We start from the raw sequence: 16,032 nt of genomic DNA, 5'->3' as shown, positions 1-16,032 counted from the left end.
CTAGCCCCCACCTTGAAACCGGCAACTCATCCCACCCCACCCTGATCCAGGCGCACAACTTCCCGCACGGCTTGCATGTTCACGCACCCGTTGCGGGGCTATGAAAGGCGTGCGGGAACATGCAGGGCGTGCGGGAAGGGTCGGAGAGGTCAATACCGCGCAGGTCTCGTTCCGGTCCGTCCATCGGTGTACCTGTTCAGCCCGGCAATCGGCTCGGTGGCCGACGCGGAATGCGTGCCGCCCGGCATAGCGTGAGCGCATGTCCGGTTCGATCGGGTCGACGCGCACCGCGGTGGGACGGCGGATCGCCGAGGTCGACATCCTGCGCGGGTTCGCGCTGTTCGGGATCCTGGTCACCAATGTCGTCGTGGTGACATCGCTGCTGAATCTCACGGGGCCCCGCAATCATCCGAGCCCGCGCTTCGACGGGGGACTCGGCACCTTCACCACCGGATTGGTGGACGGGTTCTTCCTCGGACGGTTCTATCTGCTGTTCGCCTTCCTGTTCGGCTACTCGTTCACGCTGCAGATCGCGGCCGCCGAACGGGCCGGGACGTCACCGCGGGCCCGGCTGCTGCGGCGCTGCGGCGCCCTGTTCGCGATCGGGTTGGCGCATGTGATGCTGCTGTGGATCGGCGACATCCTCACGCTGTACGCGGTCCTGTGCCTGATCCTCATCCTGCTGCGCAAGCTCCGCCCGCGCACCGCCGTCATCACCGGAGCCGTTCTCTACGGCCTGTTCATAATTCCGGCGTTTCTGACCGGATCCGACAGCAGCGCCGGGCAGGTCGCGGACCTGGCCCAGATCTTCGATCTGCGGCGCCTCGCCGACGGATTCACCGGTGGCTTCACCGACACTCTGCACACGCAGCTGTACTTCGGGCCGCTGTTCCTGCTGTTCACCTGGATCGGCCAGGGAATACCGAGCCTGGCGCTGTTCCTGATCGGCATGGCCGCGGGTAAGCGCCGCATATTCGAGGACGGCGCACTGATCCGCCGCTGGACCCCGCGGGTGCTGTGGGCGGGATTCGGTGCGGGACTGCCGATTTCGGCCATCACCTGCGCCGACGGTGCGGGCTGGCTGCAGGTGCCCGCCTTCTGGTTCGGGGTGCAGGAACTGGTGAATCCGCTGATGACCTTCGCGTACATGGCGCTGGTGCTGCGGCTCGCGCGCTCGCGGTGGGCGCCCGCGGTCACGCGACTGGCACCGGCCGGGCGCATGGCCGCGACCAACTACATCGGCCAGTCGGTGGTGTTCATGCTCGTCTACACCGGCTACGGGCTGGCGCTCGCCGACGACGTGCCGCCGCCCGCGGTGATCGGCATCGCACTGATCACCTTCGCGGCCCAACTGTGGTTCAGCGCATGGTGGCTGCGCGGCCACGCCTACGGCCCGGTGGAGTGGGTACTGCGCGCGGCTACCTATCGCACCTGGCCACGGTGGCGATCCAGCGCGGCCCGTCCGCAGCCGTAGGAGCCACGGACGACGGCTACCCGGCACATCGGGCGACCCGTCGGCGCGTTCACAGCGAACTCTCAGCAAGGCTGCGCCCACCCGAGTTGGACGCCCATTCGAGCACCGTGGTAAGAGAGTTGACGTGCCGCATCCACTTCCCGTTCAACTCTCATCGGGCCGCCGCAAATCCGTGTGCCGAGCCCGGCCGAGATCCGCACGGTGACGGCGCGGCCGGCAGGAGCGTCCATCGACGCCCGCGTCCGGCGGATTCGCCTTCCGGCGGAGCGGCCCGGCACCGCGGCGTATCGCCTCGACCTGGACGGGTTGCGCGGCATCGCCATCGCCCTGGTGGTGGTGTTCCACGTCTGGTTCGGGCGGGTCTCCGGCGGTGTGGACGTATTCCTGGTGCTGTCGGGGTACTTCTTCACGGGCTTGCTGCTGCGCCGGGCCGAGTCCGGCCAGGTGGGGATCGCCGCGCCGCTGCGCCGCACCGCCCGGCGGCTGCTGCCCGCGCTGGTCACCGTGCTGGCGGCGGTGGTGGTCGCCGCCGTGGTGCTGCGCCCGTACACGCAGTGGCCGGATCTGGCGCGGCAGACGCTGGCGTCGCTGTTCTATTACGAGAACTGGCACCTCGCGCTGTCGTGGTCGAACTACACGGCGGCCGATCCGTCGGTGAGCCCGCTGCAGCACCTGTGGTCCATGTCGGTGCAGGGCCAGTTCTATCTGGCCGCGATGCTGCTGGTCGCCGGGCTGGCGTGGTTGTGCTCGACCGTCGCCGAACCGGGGATGCTGCGGCGGGTGTCGCTGCCGGTGTTCGCCGTGCTCGGCTTCCTGTCGTTCGTCTACGCCGCGCACGGCAGCACCGGCCATGCGGGTTGGAACTACTACGACACCTTCGCGCGGCTGTGGGAGCTGCTGGCCGGGGCGCTGCTGGTGCTGGTGGCGCCGTACCTCGCGCCGCCGCGGTGGCTGCGATTCGCGCTGGCGGCCTTCGGGATCACCGCGGTCGTCGCGTGCGGCTGGATCCTCGACGGCGCCGCGTCGTTCCCCGGGCCCGCCGCGCTGTTTCCGGTGGGCGCGGCCGCGGCGCTGATCATCGCGGGCAATACCGCCGACCCGCAGGCACGTCCGCTGCCCAACCGGATCCTCACCTGGCGCCCGATGCTGCGCCTCGGCGATATCGCCTACGCGCTGTATCTCTGGCACTGGCCGATTCTCATTTTCTATCTCACCGAACGCGAAAGGCCCGCGGCCGATCTCGGCGACGGTCTCGTCGTGATCGGGCTGTCACTGGCGGCGGCGTGGCTGACGCACCGGTTCATCGAGCAGCCGCTGCGCACGGGCAAGACCGCTCCCCGGGTCTCGGACACCTACCGCCGCCGGGCGGGTGTCGCGGTGTCGGTGACCGGTTCGGCCGTCGCGGCCTCGGCGGCGGTGTGGCTCCTGGTCGTCGGCTCCCATCCGCCCCGCCCGGTCGGCATTCTCGACCCCGACACGTATCCGGGTGCGGAGATGCTCGCCGCGGGTGCGGGCGCGCCCGCGGCCCCGATGCGGCCGTCGATCAAGGACGCGCCCGGCGACCAGGCGTATCCGGCGCGCGACGGCTGCATCGCCGACTTCGATACCCGCGAGGTGATCACCTGCACCTACGGCAGTCCCGCGGCGCGCCGCACCCTGGCCGTGGTGGGCAGTTCGCATGCCGAACACTGGATTCCGGCATTGCAGGATCTCGCCGAGCAGTACATGTTCCGCATCGTCGTATATCTCAAGATGGGCTGCCCGCTGACCGTGGCCGAGGAGCCGAGTTACAAGGGCGAGCGCATTCCGGACTGCCGCGACTGGTCCCGCGACGTCATCGACCGGCTGGGCACCGAACGCCCGGACTGGGTCTTCACCACCGGCAGCCGCCCGCGCGACACCACCGGTGACGAAACGCCCGCCGATTACGTGGACGTCTGGACCCAGCTGGCGGATCGCGGCCTCAATGTCGTCGCGGTCCGGGACACACCGTGGCTGCGCCACAACGGGATTCGCTACCGGGCCATCGACTGCCTCGCCCAGGGCGGCGACCGGATCACCTGCGGCATGCCGCGCGCCGAGGCGCTCGACCCGGTCAACCCGGCCGCGGTGTCGGCGGCCGCGTATCCGAACGTGTTCCCCATCGACCTCAGCGATGCGGTCTGCGAGCCGCAGATCTGCCCCGTCGAGGTCGGAAACATCCTGCTCTACCACGACGAACACCACTTGACCGCCACCTACTCCCGCTCTCTCGCGCCCGAACTCGGCAGGCAACTGCAGCCCATTCTCGGGTGGTGGTGAGGGGCGTGACAGCGGTCGCGGCGCACTGGACGTGCACCGGTCGTCAGGGTCGGGCGTCGTTCAGGCGGAGCCGCGCCACCAGGGCCCGGTGGTCGGCGCCCGGCAGGCGCACGGTTTCCACCGCCGACGCGCGGCCGCCCGCGACGAGGAAGTGGTCGATGCCGACCAGGGGCGGCCAGCTCTTGTCGGCCGGATAGGTGACCAGGTGCCCGGCGCCCGCCTGTTCGACCGCGTCCTCGAAACGGCCCGACAGGAAGGCGCGGTACTGCGCGTGATCGTAGGTGGCGTTGAAGTCGGCGCCGACCAGCGCCGGTCGATCCGAGGGCGCCCGGTCGAGAATCGCACGCAGGCGCGACAATTCGTCGGCCCACACCTGCGTCCCGAATACGGGCGGCACCGGATGGAACGCGTACACCGTGACCGGCCCGGCCCCGGGAACTGTTGCCGTCGCCGACAACTGGTTCAGCACGAACCCGTCGTACTCGACGGTGTCCGACAGCGGGTAGCTGCTCCAGATTCCGGTCCCCGTCGCGGTCCGCCCCGGCGAGATATACCGGTGCGGCAGCACCTGATCCAGCCCCGCCCGGCCCAGCCCCTCCACCGCCGCCGGAGTCAGCTCATTGACCGTGAGCACGGCGACATCCCGCCCGCGCACCTCATCGACCAATGCCCGCGGATCGGCCCCATCGAACAGCAGATTGGCCTGCATCACCGTCAAAGCGGGCCCGTCCCCACCCGAATGCCCGGCATACAACGGCGCCTGACTCCACACCGCAACACCGACCACGACAACCGCAACCCCCACGCCGACCCACTGCCGCAACACCGCGAACCCCACCACCCCGACAAGCGCCACAGCCATCAAATACGGCGCCCCCGAGGCCAGCAAAACCAACACCCGAGACCCCGACCGGCTGAAATGCAAACCCACCCCGGCGACCCCCACCACCGTCGCCAGCCCCGCAACCAGCCCCACACCAACCCGAACCACCTTCGACCGCACGCCCCCAGGCAACCACGAGCGCAGCACCCGAGCCAACCGACGAGCCAAGACGTGGATATCAACGACCCGTCAGATCCGGTGCGGCCCCAACGGCACTTTCGCGATTTCACGCCACTCGTATCGAGCGTTGTCCCGATCGAGCTCGATCAACGAGATGGCCGAGACCACGTCCGGAATCTCGATTTCGGCGAGATCGTTCCGGGTCAGCAACAAGTCGAGTTCGCCGATCGACGCCACTCCATTCGAGTATGCGAGGCTCACGTGGGGGCTGAACCGATCGCCGCGTTCAGGAACGTTGTCAGCGCCCCAGACGTCCCCGATCGCCCGCCGCAGATCCACCCGTACCCCCTCGAACCCTCAGCATCAGCCATATACGTCAGTCTCCGTCGGTGTCGGCTTCGAGGGATGCCAGGTTTCCGAGTGTGCGAGGGTCGATTGCTCGCGCACTTGCCAACTCGAGCACCGCGGTGCCGGTGTGTACATCGCCGAGCCCCTCAGCGGCGGTTGCGGCAGCACGCTCATGGTCGCCGCGCCAGTGATCCAGCCTGCCCGATTGCGCCAAGAGTTCGATACCTACGGCGCGTCCTCGTTCTCGACCCGCCGCCGGATCGCCTCCACCGTGCGGTCCTCCGGGGTTCGCTCGGGCCAGCAGATCACCGCGACCAGAACCGTCAGCGGCAGTCCGATCGCAATCACGAACCCGAAGGTGAGCCAACCGCCACCGGTCACTTTGCCGCCTTCCCGTGGGTGTCGCGAGCATGGCCTGCTGCCTCCACCGCCTTGCACGCTCGCACCCCGGTAAGCGGAATCAGCGCCCAGCGAGCGAAACTCATTCGAGGAGAGACGGTTTCGACATCTGCCACGGCCATCACGGCGTGCAACGCGACCACATCCAGATGGCTTAGCGCGGGAGTGATCACCGCATCGACATCCGCCGCCCGCACCCGATCGATCAGTGGAATCAGGCTGACGTCCGGAGGCCACACCAGCACGTATCCGAGTCTTCGGGCCAGCCGCCGAACCTGCGCCGCATCCCATTCCAACGACGAACTCACCACAGGATCAACCCATCCGAGTGCGGTCGGCTGATGTCGCATTGCGCGCCCTCCGTCGTGTTCCGGGTTCTGCCATCGGATGTGCCGGAGCCGGAAGGTGAACGGCAACACCAGGGAACCTGAAAGGCACGCTATGAGGGAGACGTTCAGCAGCAACAGAAAATTGCGGCATATTGCGCCGGATTCGCCTGCGGCGCAATGGCGGGCCACCGATGATGGAGTGTGTCCACACACCATGGGAGGAACCATGAAGCTCGAAAGACTCGGCGGCGACAGCACAGATGGTCAGAGCCCGACACTGTTCCTCAGCGACCGGGGAACGTACATTACGCAGGGCTGGAGCACCGATGATCCCCACACCGTCGAGATTCCGCACCGCTTGATCCGGCACCTCCGGCCGGGCACGTGCTTCGGTGCGCTGCTGCACGACACGGGGCACGGTACGTTCATGCTCACCGGCGAACCGGTCACCGATGCCGAAGCGCTGGGACACATCAGGTTGCCCGGCCACGAATCGGCAATCGAACTGGCCATCGGGACGGCACGGAGGCGGGATGCAACACCTGGGATTCGATGATCTGGCGCACGCCTTCCGCACCCACCGCCGCGCCTTCCACTTGGAGGTCCGCGACGACTACAGCGGAGTCGCCGGGGAAGCGGATCGAGTCCGCCGGTTCCTGGACGGTGAACCGCAAGACCCTGCGGCCAGTGCGAGATGGCATGCGCTGATCCGGGAAGTCACCGGGTCGGGCTGCGCGGTGCAGCGGGTTCGGGTGATCACCGAGCCTCATGGGGACTACACGCGGTTCTCGGTGGGGACGACGGCGGCGAATATCGAGGCGGGAGAAGACATCCGGTGGTTGCCCCGCCATGACGCGCCGCCGGATCTGCCGGATGACGATTGGTGGCTGTTCGATGACGATATGGCCGCGTACACGGTATTCACCAGCGACGGGGCTGCACTGCCCGGCTGGGTGACGATCACTGATCCGGCAGTCGTAGCGCATTACGCCCAACGCCGAGACGAACTGTGGGCGAAAGCAATTCCGCACGACGAATACGCCAAGTGACCAACGTTGGCGAGGCGCGCCGCGACCTGGGAGCCCGATTGCGGGAGCTACGGGTAGCGGCGCACCTGCGTGGTTATCAGTTGGCCGAGCAAGCGGGCTGGCACCCAGCCAAGGTCTCGCGCATCGAGAACGGGGCACAGGCGCTGAGCGAGGACGACTTGGCCGCCTGGTGCCGGATCACCGGGGCCGAGAACGAACACCCCGACTTGCTGGCCACCGTTCGCAACATCTCTGCCGCCTGGATGGAATGGCGGCGCATCGTCGGCCACGGATACGCCGGCCATCAACGCCAGATCAGCGGCATCGAGGAACGAACCGAACTCCTGCGCGGGTACGACCCACAGGTATTCCACGGGTTGTTGCAGACAGCGGACTACGCGCGGGCACTGATGACCGCGGGCATGGAGTTCCTGAACACCAGCCGGGATCTGGACGCCGCCGTAGCCGCACGGACGGAACGGCAACGAGTTCTCCACCACGGCCGGCACCGTCTGTACCTCCTCGTCGGTGAGCAAGCACTCCGGACGACGGTGGGCGACGACGAGGTGATGGCGGGACAGCTGCGCCATGTGCTCACCCTGATGGAACTGCCCCGATTGGTGTTCGGGATCGTCCCGGCGGACAGCCGGTTCTTCCGGCGCACAACAGATTTCGTGCTGTACGACCGGCGCCGAGTCTTGGTGGAAACGATCACCGCCGAGTCCACCATCACGCAGCCCCGAGAGATCGCACTGTACGAGAAGGTCTTTGCGGCACTGGCCGAACAGGCGACACACGGCATCGCCGCCCGCGACCTGATCTCGGCCGAGCTGGAGCGTCGCGGGCAGCATGCCACGGACTATTGATTGCAGCAGCAGAGATTGGCACTCGTCCGCGCGGTTGTGGTTCGACACACCCCTACCGGTCGGCAGAGCCGGGGTTCCCGCACTCCGTGTCGGTTCACGCACTACCTGCAGCTGTTTGTGCGGGGTGCGGGAGCATGTATGGGGTGCGGGAAATGGTTGTCTGCCGACCGGTTGGGGGGCGAATGGTGAGGTGCCGGAGCGGGCGCGAGATGTGGTCGCGAAACGCTGGTGGCGGGGTGCTCGTGGTCTGCGGTGCGTAACGCGGCGGCGTGACTGACGACGGACTAGGTGAACCTTGATCACAAACCACCGGAGGCTTACGTATGCCGAAACTCTTCCGACCCCTGCTCATCGCGTCCGGCGTGCTGCTGACCGGCGCCGCGATCGTCGCGCCCGCCGGGGCGGACCCGGCAGCGGAGTCGCAGGTGACGCTGACCGTGGCGCGTGGGGAGGCGGGGGCGCCGGTGGAGCGGGAGGTGGCGTTGAGCTGCCAGCCTCGGGGTGGGACGCATCCGGATGTCGATGCCGCGTGTGAGGCGCTGGCCGCGGTCGACGGGGATTTCGATGCGCTGAGGGCGCAGGAGTCGCCTCGGATGTGCACCAAGATCTGGGACCCGGTCACGGTGACGGCGACGGGGCAGTGGAACGGCCGCCCGGTCGACTACACGCGCACCTTCGGCAACAGCTGTGAGCGTGAGGGTGCCAGCGCGGTGCTCCGGTTCTAGCGGTTCACCCGGCCGCGGACGAGCGGCGCCCCTGGACCCCGGCGATGAAATCCGCGATTTCGTCCAGGGCCGCACGGCTTTCCGGCAGCAGATGGCCGAGGACGGGGAAGGCGTGCACCTGTCCCTGCCAGATCTGCAGCGTGTAGGGCACGGCGGTGCCGTCGAGGCGATCGGCCATGAGTTCGGCGTCGGCGCGCAGCACCTCGTCCTCGGCGCAGATCAGCAGGACCGGCGGGAGCGTGGCGACCGCGCCGTTCACCGGCGACCATGTCGGATCGACGGCGCCCGAGTCGTCACCGGCCATCACGGCGGCGACCTCGGCGAATCGGCGGGCGGGCAGGAAGACATCGGACTTGGCGTTGGCGTGCCGCAGCTTCGCCGCCGGATCCAGGTTCAGCAGCGGCGCCAGCCCCACCACCCCGGCGGGACGCTCGACACCCCGCCGTTCGGCCTCCAGCGCCAGCTGGAAGGTCAGGTAGCCACCGGCCGAATCGCCCACGAACACAGTCGATCCCGTGCCGATGCCCGCGTCGTGCAACCAGCGCACGGCCGCGGCGGCGTCGTCCATCGACGCGTCCAGCCTGCCGACCGGATGCTGCCGGTAGCCGACCGACAGCACCGGCAGCCCGGTGCGCAGTGCCAGCCGCTCCACGATCCGGCGGTGCGTGGCCAGGCCGCAGAACACGAACGCACCGCCGTGGAAGTACACGATCGCCCCGTCCCCGGTCACCCCGCCGCGCGGCCGCACCAATTCGCCGCACCAGCTGCCGCCGTCCACCCGCTGCAGCACGGTCCCGCGCAGCCGCGGCACCGGCCGGTGCACCACGTCGACCAGCGCCATGCACGGCGCCAGCACACCCTGCAGCGGCCACCAGCTCAGCGTCGGGCGCACGAATACCCGGCACAGCCCGCGGACCAGGGCCGCGCGCCAGCCCCGACCACCCGTCCGGTACTCCCGCATGATTCACCCCTGAAGTGCCGGCAACCCTGGATGTCGCCTCGAACATACTGAGACAGCGCACCCCCGAGGCCGCCGCTGTGGAGGTTCACAACGCCGCGGCCGCCCGGCGGCAACCCCGCACAGCGCACGGTCTCCGGCGGATCGAGTACCACCTCAGGAGTCCGGCCAGGCCAGGTCCACGAACTCCGGCGACTGCTCCGGGCGCAGCTGCAGGATCGGCACCGGCTTGTTCACCGGATTGCCCCGCTCATCGAACGAGATCGTTCCGCTGGCGCCCCGCACGTAGACGGCGCCGTGCATCCGGTTCATCAGCTGCAGGATGTCGGTCGCCTCCACCTGCCGCCCCTCCGACACCACGGGCCGCCCCTCGACCTCCATCTTGTGCGCCGCCCACACGACCGTCGCCACCGCGTCGTAGGCGATCAGCGCGAAGCCGTCGTCGAGCGTCTCGCCGGGAAACAGGTCCGCGAAACACAATTCGCAGTTCCGGTCGGCGGTCCGGCGGGTGAAATGCGAAATCGACTGGCCGTTGAACGATTCCGGATGGCGCTGCCACGCCTGCGGATGCGCCAGGCCGGTGTAGAACACCGACACGTTGTTCTCCAGCGCCACCTGCACGGCATTGCTCGGCGTCCCGTACATCGCCAGATCGTCCCCGGTGACCACCTTGATCGGGTCGCGCGGACAGGGCCGCTCGGCCAGCGCTGTGATCAGCGTCGTGATGTACCGCGACCGCCCCGCGAAGTACACCACCTCCGGTTTGGTCTGGCAGACGTTCGGCATCATCTGGTGGATCGTTGCCTCGACGCCGCCGGCGTCCGACATGTACGGCTCGGTACGCCCCACGAACCGATGGTCGTCGTCCTCGAAGCTCCGCCGGAATTCGTCCGCCAGAGTGCGCGGGTACAGATCGTTCGGGTTGGTGTCCTGCACCAGCAGCGCGGTATGCGCCCGCTGCTTCAGGTAGGTGGCCGCCGCCCGCGCCTGGGCCGCGTTGGTGGGCGAAACCCGTGCGAACCCGCGGATCTCGGACAGATTGTCCGCGGTGAGCGTGGACCCGATCACCGGCATCTGCGCCTCGGAGAGCGCGCGCATCGCGTCCACCGCGGTGCCGTAGCTCAGCCCGATCCCGGTGACCGCCACGATGTGCTCGTCTGTGCGCCGACGCTGCAGCTCGTCCACGACCGGCCGCCAATGCTCCACTCCGCTCCCCGGATTGGCCAGCAGCAGACGGATTCTCGGCGATCTGCCGAACCACATGTCGTCCCGGTTGGCCTCCCGCTGTGCCAGGTGCGCGCCCTCCAGCTGGTGGCGCACCCATTCGATCGTGACGACATCCGGGTTCTGCAGGGTCATCGGCAGCATCAGCACCACCGACACGGACGGCTGCTGCCCGATGGCGTCGTTCTCCGCGCGGATCAGGTTCTCGACGGGTGCGAGTTCGTCATCGAAAACGTATGCGCCATCTGTGATTCCGATGCATTCGCCGCGTTCGCCGGTGTGCTGCACGCCCGGCCCGCAACGGTTGGCCCGCTCGGCCAGCAGCGGCACCACGACCAGCGCCACCACCAGGACGACCACCACCGCGACGACACCACCGCCCACCCAGAACCAGCGGCGCCAGGTGGGCTGCGGCGGGATGATCGGCTCGTCGTCTCGAAGGGTCATCAGTACCTCTCCCCGCGCTCGTACAGCAGCATGGCCCCGCGACCGCGGCCGATGGCCAGGTGCCGGAACTGGTTCCTGATCGTCGTGCCCAGCTGCCGCTGCGGGTCTCCCAGCGGATCGTGCGCGATCCACAGCGCCGCGATCAGCCACCCGAGCGATTCGCCGAGTTCGTCACGGTCACGCCCGACCAGTTCGGCCACCAGGTCACCCGGCGCCAGCTCCCGGCCGAGGGCGTTCGGCGCCGATGTGATGAGATCCAGGTCCGTCAGCCAGGATTCGGCGGTGGGCACGTCGAATTCGATATCGTGCGACGCGAGCGGGGCCCGCAGGTACGTGATCACCGCGTCCAGGTTCCCCAGTGCCAGATCGTGATAGCGCGCCGCGCCGGGACGTCCGCTGCGCTCATAGATGTCGCGGCACATCGCATGGGTGCGTATCCAATTCAGCGGATCCGACGCGTCGCGCGCCGCCAGGGCATGCAGCAGCACTCGCCGCAGCCAGGGGTCGATCTCGAAATCCGGTTCGGCGCCGCCCCTTTCGCGCACCCACAGGTTGTTGCGCAGGTGCTCGAGCAGCTCTTCGCCGTGCGGCGCAGGAGAATCGAGCATCTCCGGGTGGTAGAGCAGGTCCACATTGCGCGCCGCCGAGGCGGTGATCAGATCGCGCTGCGCGCCGGAGTCGAAGTCCTGCAGAAGCTCCCGCAGGATCGCCGCACCCAGCGTCGCCGGGATGTCGGCCTCGTCCTCGCCGTCCGGAATGCCCGGGCGGGCGGGCAGATCGAGCGTCCCCCGCAGATCGGCGGTGGCGGCGCCCGGGATCACCCCGGCGGTCGCCGTCAGGATGTCGACCACACCGCCGGGATGCCCGGCGGTGAGATGCTGGACGAACTCGGTCACCCGCGACCGCGGATGATGCCCGAACTCGGCCGCCACGGAGACGACATCCGTCGCGGCGAGCTGACTGATGTCGAGCAGGTACCAGGGATTCCAGGGCAGCTCGCCGGGTTCGGCGCGCCGCCAGTCGTCATCGATATCGGACGAGCGGCGCGGGGTCGGCCGGGTGTGCCCGCCGGTGCGGTAGGTCGGCGGCAGTGGCGCCTCGCCCAGGCCGACGTGATGCCCGCCGGGGTGGTGCCAGCCCTCGTCCCAGTACGGAATCCAGGTGCGGCTGGTGGCGAAGACCGCCAGCGGATCGCCGTCGTCGTCGGACCGCTGCCGCGCCCGCTGCAGATCGAACAGGAACTGCCGCCCGCTGTCGGTGTGCACATTATCCAGCAGCACAACGCAATTCATGGTCCGGCGCATGCGGTTGACACCGCTGTAGGCGCGCTGCAGATCGGTGAGGAACGCCTCGTAGAAGATGGCGTCCGCCTCGGCGCGCTCGTCCTCCCCGTCGCCGTCGCCCGCCCATCCGGCGATATCGATCAGCACGTCCTCGGCATTGCCCTGCGCGCTGGACAGCTTCTGGATCCGGCGTAGCATGCGCCAGCGTTCGACGCGGCCCAGCCCGCCCAGCAGCAGGTCGGTGACCGGCGCCGCCCACCCGGGTAGCTGCTGGCCGGTCGCGACCTCCCCCGCGAACTCCACCAGCCGCATGACATCGTCACGGTTCTGCTCGATCGGCTGATTGTCCTGCAGCACCCCGCGCAGATCGGCCAGTGCCTGGCGGCGATCCCCGGCGTTGATGTGCACGGAGCTGCCCACCACCATCAGGCACAGCCACAGGCGCGGGAAGGCCAGCCGCCCGAACTGTTTGGTGTGTTTGCTCAGTCCGAAGGCCAGCTTGCCGAGCACCTCGCGCGGCGGCAGATGATCCTGCCCGTCGATATCGATGTACCGGTGGAAGTCCAGGTACACGTGCGGCACCATCGCGGCCCGGCGCTCGATCGTCCGCAGCAGTGCCGTCTTACCGCTGCCGCGCGGGCCCAGCGCGATCGCGATCGGTAGTCGGCGAGATCGCCCTTCGGGCCGGTCGAGCATGTATTCGAGCAGCCATCCGGTGACCGAACGCAGGCCTGCCAGCTGCGGTTGGTTGATAGCCATCTCCCCCTCGTGCTCGCGCCGTCGCCGGGCGTTCGATCCGCGGAGTCAGGTTTCCCCTTCAGCAAGCCCCCGAAACACCTTGCCGCACCGGCATATCGGACATCGAGCAAATCGCCGGGCCGATCAGGCCGAATGATCACCGGCCGCGGAATCGCGCACCACGAACAGCGGCAGCCGCAGTGCGGCCGGAACGCCGGACGGCACGACCGGGCGCCGCGGCGCCACCGCCCGCAACCGTCGGTAGAGCTCCCCCGGACCCGGGCGGGTGTCCACCTCACCCTTGTTCGGCCACAGCGAGGCCGCCCGCTCGGCCTGCGCCGCGATGGTCAGCGACGGGTTCACGCCGAGATTGGCCGAGATAGCCGAGCCGTCCACCACGCTGAGCGTCGGATACCCCCACACGCGGTGGTACGGGTCGATGACGCCGTGCTCGACATCGGCGCCGACCGTGCAGCCGCCGATGAAATGCGCCGTCATCGGCACCCCGAAGATGTCCGGCCAGGTGCTGCCCGGGGTGGCGTCGAGCTTCTCCGACACCCTGCGGGTCACCTCGTGCCCGGCCGGGATCCACGCCGGATTCGGTTCGCCGTAGCCCTGTTTGCTGGCCAGCCGCCGACCGAACGGCCCACGCTTGGTGTAGGTGGTGATCGAATTGTCCAGGCTCTGCATGACGAGCAGGATCAGCGTCCGCTCACTCCACCGGTGCGTGCGCAACAGCCGCACCGTGCGCACCGGATGCGCCGCCGCCGTCGCGAATACCCGCGCCCAGCGCGGGGTCCGGTGACCGCCGTCCACGAGGTAGGTCTGCAGCAGCGCCATCGCGTTCGAGCCCTTGCCGTAGCGGACCGGTTCGATATGCGTGTCGTCGGTGGGATGGAACGACGAGGTGATCGCCACGCCCGCGGTGAGATCGAGCTCCGGATCGACCTCGGTGCGGCCGGAGCCGAGGATGGCCTCGGAATTGGTGCGGGTCAGCACGCCCAGGCGCGCCGAAAGATCCGGCAGCACACCGGTATCGCGCATCCGGAACAGCAGCTGCTGGGTTCCCCAGGTGCCCGCGGCGAGCACCACGTGCCGGGCCGAGACGGTGCCGCGGCGCCGCCGCAGCCAGGCGCCCGTCCGCCGGGTGTCGACCAGCCAGCTGCCGTCGGACTGCGGCCGTATCGCGGTCACGGTGGTCATCGGATGCACCCGGGCACCGGCCCGCTCGGCGAGCCCGAGATAGTTCTTGACGAGGGTGTTCTTCGCGCCGTGGCGGCAGCCGGACATGCATTCGCCGCATTCGATACAGCCGGTGCGATCCGGGCCGACACCGCCGAAATACGGGTCCGGCACGGTCTTTCCGGGCTCCCCGAAGTACACGCCGACGGGGGTGGGCACGAAGGTGTCGCCGACGCCCATGTCGTCGGCCACCGAACGCATGATCTCGTCGGCGGGCGTCGGGCGCGGGTTCTCGACCACGCCGAGCATCGCCCGCGCCTGCTCGTAGTGCGGGCTCAGTTCGGCGTCCCAGTCGGTGATGTCGGCCCACTGCGGGTCCCCGAAGAACGCCGGACCCGGCTTGTACAGCGTGTTGGCGTAGTTGAGCGAACCGCCACCGACACCCGCCCCGGCGAGTATGAAACAGTCCCGCAGCCGGTGAATGCGCTGAATCCCGTAGCAGCCCAGCCGCGGTGCCCACAGGTAGCGGCGCAGATCCCAGTTGGTCGCCGCGAAATCCGCATCGTCGAAACGCCGGCCCGCCTCCACGACGGCGACGCTGTATCCCTTTTCCACCAATCGCAGCGCCGTCACGCTGCCCCCGAAACCGGACCCGACGATCAGCACATCGACATCGAACCGCCGCTCTGCGGCCATGGCCACCTCCTGCCATCGACGCTAACAGCACCGTCTCGGACCGATCCCCATTCTGTGGTAACTACCAGTGTGCGCGCATCCGTAAACGGAGAATTCACAATGCGGGATCGGCGGAACCCGGATCGACAATGCGCGCAATGAAACTCGCGCGCAAATACCATTGGTCCACCGGTGCGTCCGGTTGCAGCCCGGTCAATGCGGCGATGCGGTCCAGGCGGCGGCGGACGGCACCCACCGAAATGCCGAGGCGGCGGGCCGCGGATTCGCGTTTGCACTGCGCGGCGAAATAGGCCTCGACGGTATCGAGCAATTCCGGTTCGTCCCGGAGCGGCTCGAGCAGGCCGCGCAGGTGCCGGTTCGCGGGGCCCGGCTGGACGAGCTGGTATTCGCAGGCCAGCTCCCGGAACCGATGCACTCCCGGGCCCCGGCGCAGGCGCAGCGCCAGATCCAGCAGTTCGTGCGCGCGTTCGGCGCCGCGCGGGATCCGCTCGGGCGCGGCCGACACCACCGCCGCCGTCACCGGTGCCGCGGCGGCGCGACCGAGCCGATCGATCAGGTCGTCCAGGGGCCCGTCCACCGCGGCCGGATCGCCCTCGGTCTCCGCGTGCACCGGAATCAGCAGCGTGCCGCCGTCGACGCTGAGCATCGACAGCACCGGCGCGCCGTCGTCGCGCGCGAGCTCCGCCTGGACGCGGCGCAGCTTGCGGCGGGCGACCACCCCCGCGTCCAGCAGGGGATCGCGCTCGTCCGCATGCGGGCCCAGCGCGACGGCCACCACCAGGTAGGCGGCGGCGAGCTCGACTCCGTTGCGGCGCACCATCATCGAGTCGACACGCCCGGCCAGCAGCGCCGACGCCAGCGTATGGGACGCGACCCGCTGCACGCCGGTCATCGCCCGCACCTCGCTGGCGTAGCCGCGCGCGATCGCGCTGGACAGCGTGCGCAGCGATTCGATCAGCACCAGTCCCGCGGCGGGCAGCCCCGCGGCGGTCCGGCGGCCCGCGGCGACGACCGGTTCGACGACGGCGTCG

The 16,032-nt window shown here is 69.0% G+C and carries 15 protein-coding genes; 6 read left to right on the top strand and 9 right to left on the bottom strand.

All coding sequences use genetic code 11. The annotated features are described in order from the left end of the window. Nucleotides 1–259 precede the first annotated feature (259 nt). Together NM1_RS39700 and NM1_RS39695 are read left to right on the top strand one after the other, a co-directional pair. Complete coding sequence (locus tag NM1_RS39700; protein WP_068032845.1) at nt 260–1,474, top strand: DUF418 domain-containing protein; 1,215 nt, start codon at nt 260–262, stop codon at nt 1,472–1,474. A 201-nt stretch (nt 1,475–1,675) separates the two neighbouring features. Next, nucleotides 1,676–3,775, top strand: a complete 2,100-nt coding sequence (locus NM1_RS39695) for an acyltransferase family protein (RefSeq protein ID WP_084520491.1) — start codon at nt 1,676–1,678, stop codon at nt 3,773–3,775. A gap of 43 nt (nt 3,776–3,818) precedes the next feature. On the opposite strand, the gene NM1_RS39690 is transcribed toward NM1_RS39695, so the two are convergent. From NM1_RS39690 to NM1_RS39675, 4 genes are all read right to left on the bottom strand, one after another. Then, complete coding sequence (locus NM1_RS39690) at nt 3,819–4,751, bottom strand: endonuclease/exonuclease/phosphatase family protein (protein WP_246011658.1); 933 nt, start codon at nt 4,749–4,751, stop codon at nt 3,819–3,821. Between the two features lie 96 nt (nt 4,752–4,847). Then, the gene (locus NM1_RS39685; protein ID WP_068032842.1) at nt 4,848–5,117 is read right to left on the bottom strand and encodes a hypothetical protein; all 270 of its coding nucleotides are present in this window, start codon (nt 5,115–5,117) and stop codon (nt 4,848–4,850) included. 234 nt (nt 5,118–5,351) lie between these two features. After that, complete coding sequence (locus tag NM1_RS42860; protein ID WP_157124116.1) at nt 5,352–5,507, bottom strand: hypothetical protein; 156 nt, start codon at nt 5,505–5,507, stop codon at nt 5,352–5,354. After that, nucleotides 5,504–5,833 (bottom strand): hypothetical protein, encoded by a 330-nt coding sequence (locus tag NM1_RS39675; RefSeq protein ID WP_307719357.1) that lies wholly within the window; start codon nt 5,831–5,833, stop codon nt 5,504–5,506. Before NM1_RS39675 ends, NM1_RS42860 begins: the two co-directional genes overlap by 4 nt. Before the next feature lie 97 nt (nt 5,834–5,930). Between NM1_RS39675 and NM1_RS39670 the strand changes: the two genes are divergently transcribed. From NM1_RS39670 to NM1_RS39655, 4 genes are all read left to right on the top strand, one after another. Then, a complete protein-coding gene (locus NM1_RS39670; protein WP_246011662.1) occupies nt 5,931–6,410 on the top strand; it encodes a hypothetical protein in 480 nt (159 codons plus the stop codon). Beyond that, nucleotides 6,388–6,903, top strand: coding sequence for a DUF6879 family protein (locus NM1_RS39665; protein WP_068032835.1), 516 nt, complete (start codon nt 6,388–6,390; stop codon nt 6,901–6,903). Before NM1_RS39670 ends, NM1_RS39665 begins: the two co-directional genes overlap by 23 nt. Continuing rightward, nucleotides 6,900–7,748 (top strand): helix-turn-helix domain-containing protein, encoded by an 849-nt coding sequence (locus tag NM1_RS39660; protein ID WP_068032833.1) that lies wholly within the window; start codon nt 6,900–6,902, stop codon nt 7,746–7,748. The genes NM1_RS39665 and NM1_RS39660 overlap by 4 nt, the downstream gene beginning before the upstream one ends. Before the next feature lie 323 nt (nt 7,749–8,071). Further along, nucleotides 8,072–8,473 carry a subtilase-type protease inhibitor gene (locus tag NM1_RS39655; RefSeq protein ID WP_068032831.1) on the top strand — a complete coding sequence of 134 codons (402 nt, stop codon included), beginning with the start codon at nt 8,072–8,074 and terminating at the stop codon, nt 8,471–8,473. Between the two features lie 4 nt (nt 8,474–8,477). Here NM1_RS39655 and NM1_RS39650 read toward each other — a convergent pair whose 3' ends face one another. The 5 genes from NM1_RS39650 to NM1_RS39630 form a co-directional block, all read right to left on the bottom strand. Then, on the bottom strand, nt 8,478–9,434 hold the full coding sequence (locus NM1_RS39650; protein ID WP_068032828.1) for an alpha/beta hydrolase: 957 nt from the start codon (nt 9,432–9,434) through the stop codon (nt 8,478–8,480). Between the two features lie 153 nt (nt 9,435–9,587). Next, entirely contained in the window at nt 9,588–11,102 is a 1,515-nt protein-coding gene (locus tag NM1_RS39645; protein WP_068032827.1) for an ABC transporter substrate-binding protein, read from the bottom strand. Next, complete coding sequence (locus NM1_RS39640) at nt 11,102–13,144, bottom strand: hypothetical protein (RefSeq protein WP_068032825.1); 2,043 nt, start codon at nt 13,142–13,144, stop codon at nt 11,102–11,104. The genes NM1_RS39645 and NM1_RS39640 overlap by 1 nt, the downstream gene beginning before the upstream one ends. Before the next feature lie 123 nt (nt 13,145–13,267). After that, a complete protein-coding gene (locus tag NM1_RS39635) occupies nt 13,268–15,001 on the bottom strand; it encodes a GMC oxidoreductase (protein WP_068032823.1) in 1,734 nt (577 codons plus the stop codon). A 94-nt stretch (nt 15,002–15,095) separates the two neighbouring features. Then, the coding region (locus NM1_RS39630; RefSeq protein ID WP_157124114.1) for a helix-turn-helix domain-containing protein at nt 15,096–16,032 on the bottom strand (937 nt) is incomplete at its 5' end.

This window comes from Nocardia mexicana NBRC 108244 (genome assembly GCF_001613165.1).
In the GTDB taxonomy this organism is placed as follows: Bacteria; Actinomycetota; Actinomycetes; order Mycobacteriales; family Mycobacteriaceae; genus Nocardia; species Nocardia mexicana.
Note: the sequence above shows the minus strand (reverse complement) of the source record. Positions and strands in the feature narration are given on the sequence as shown.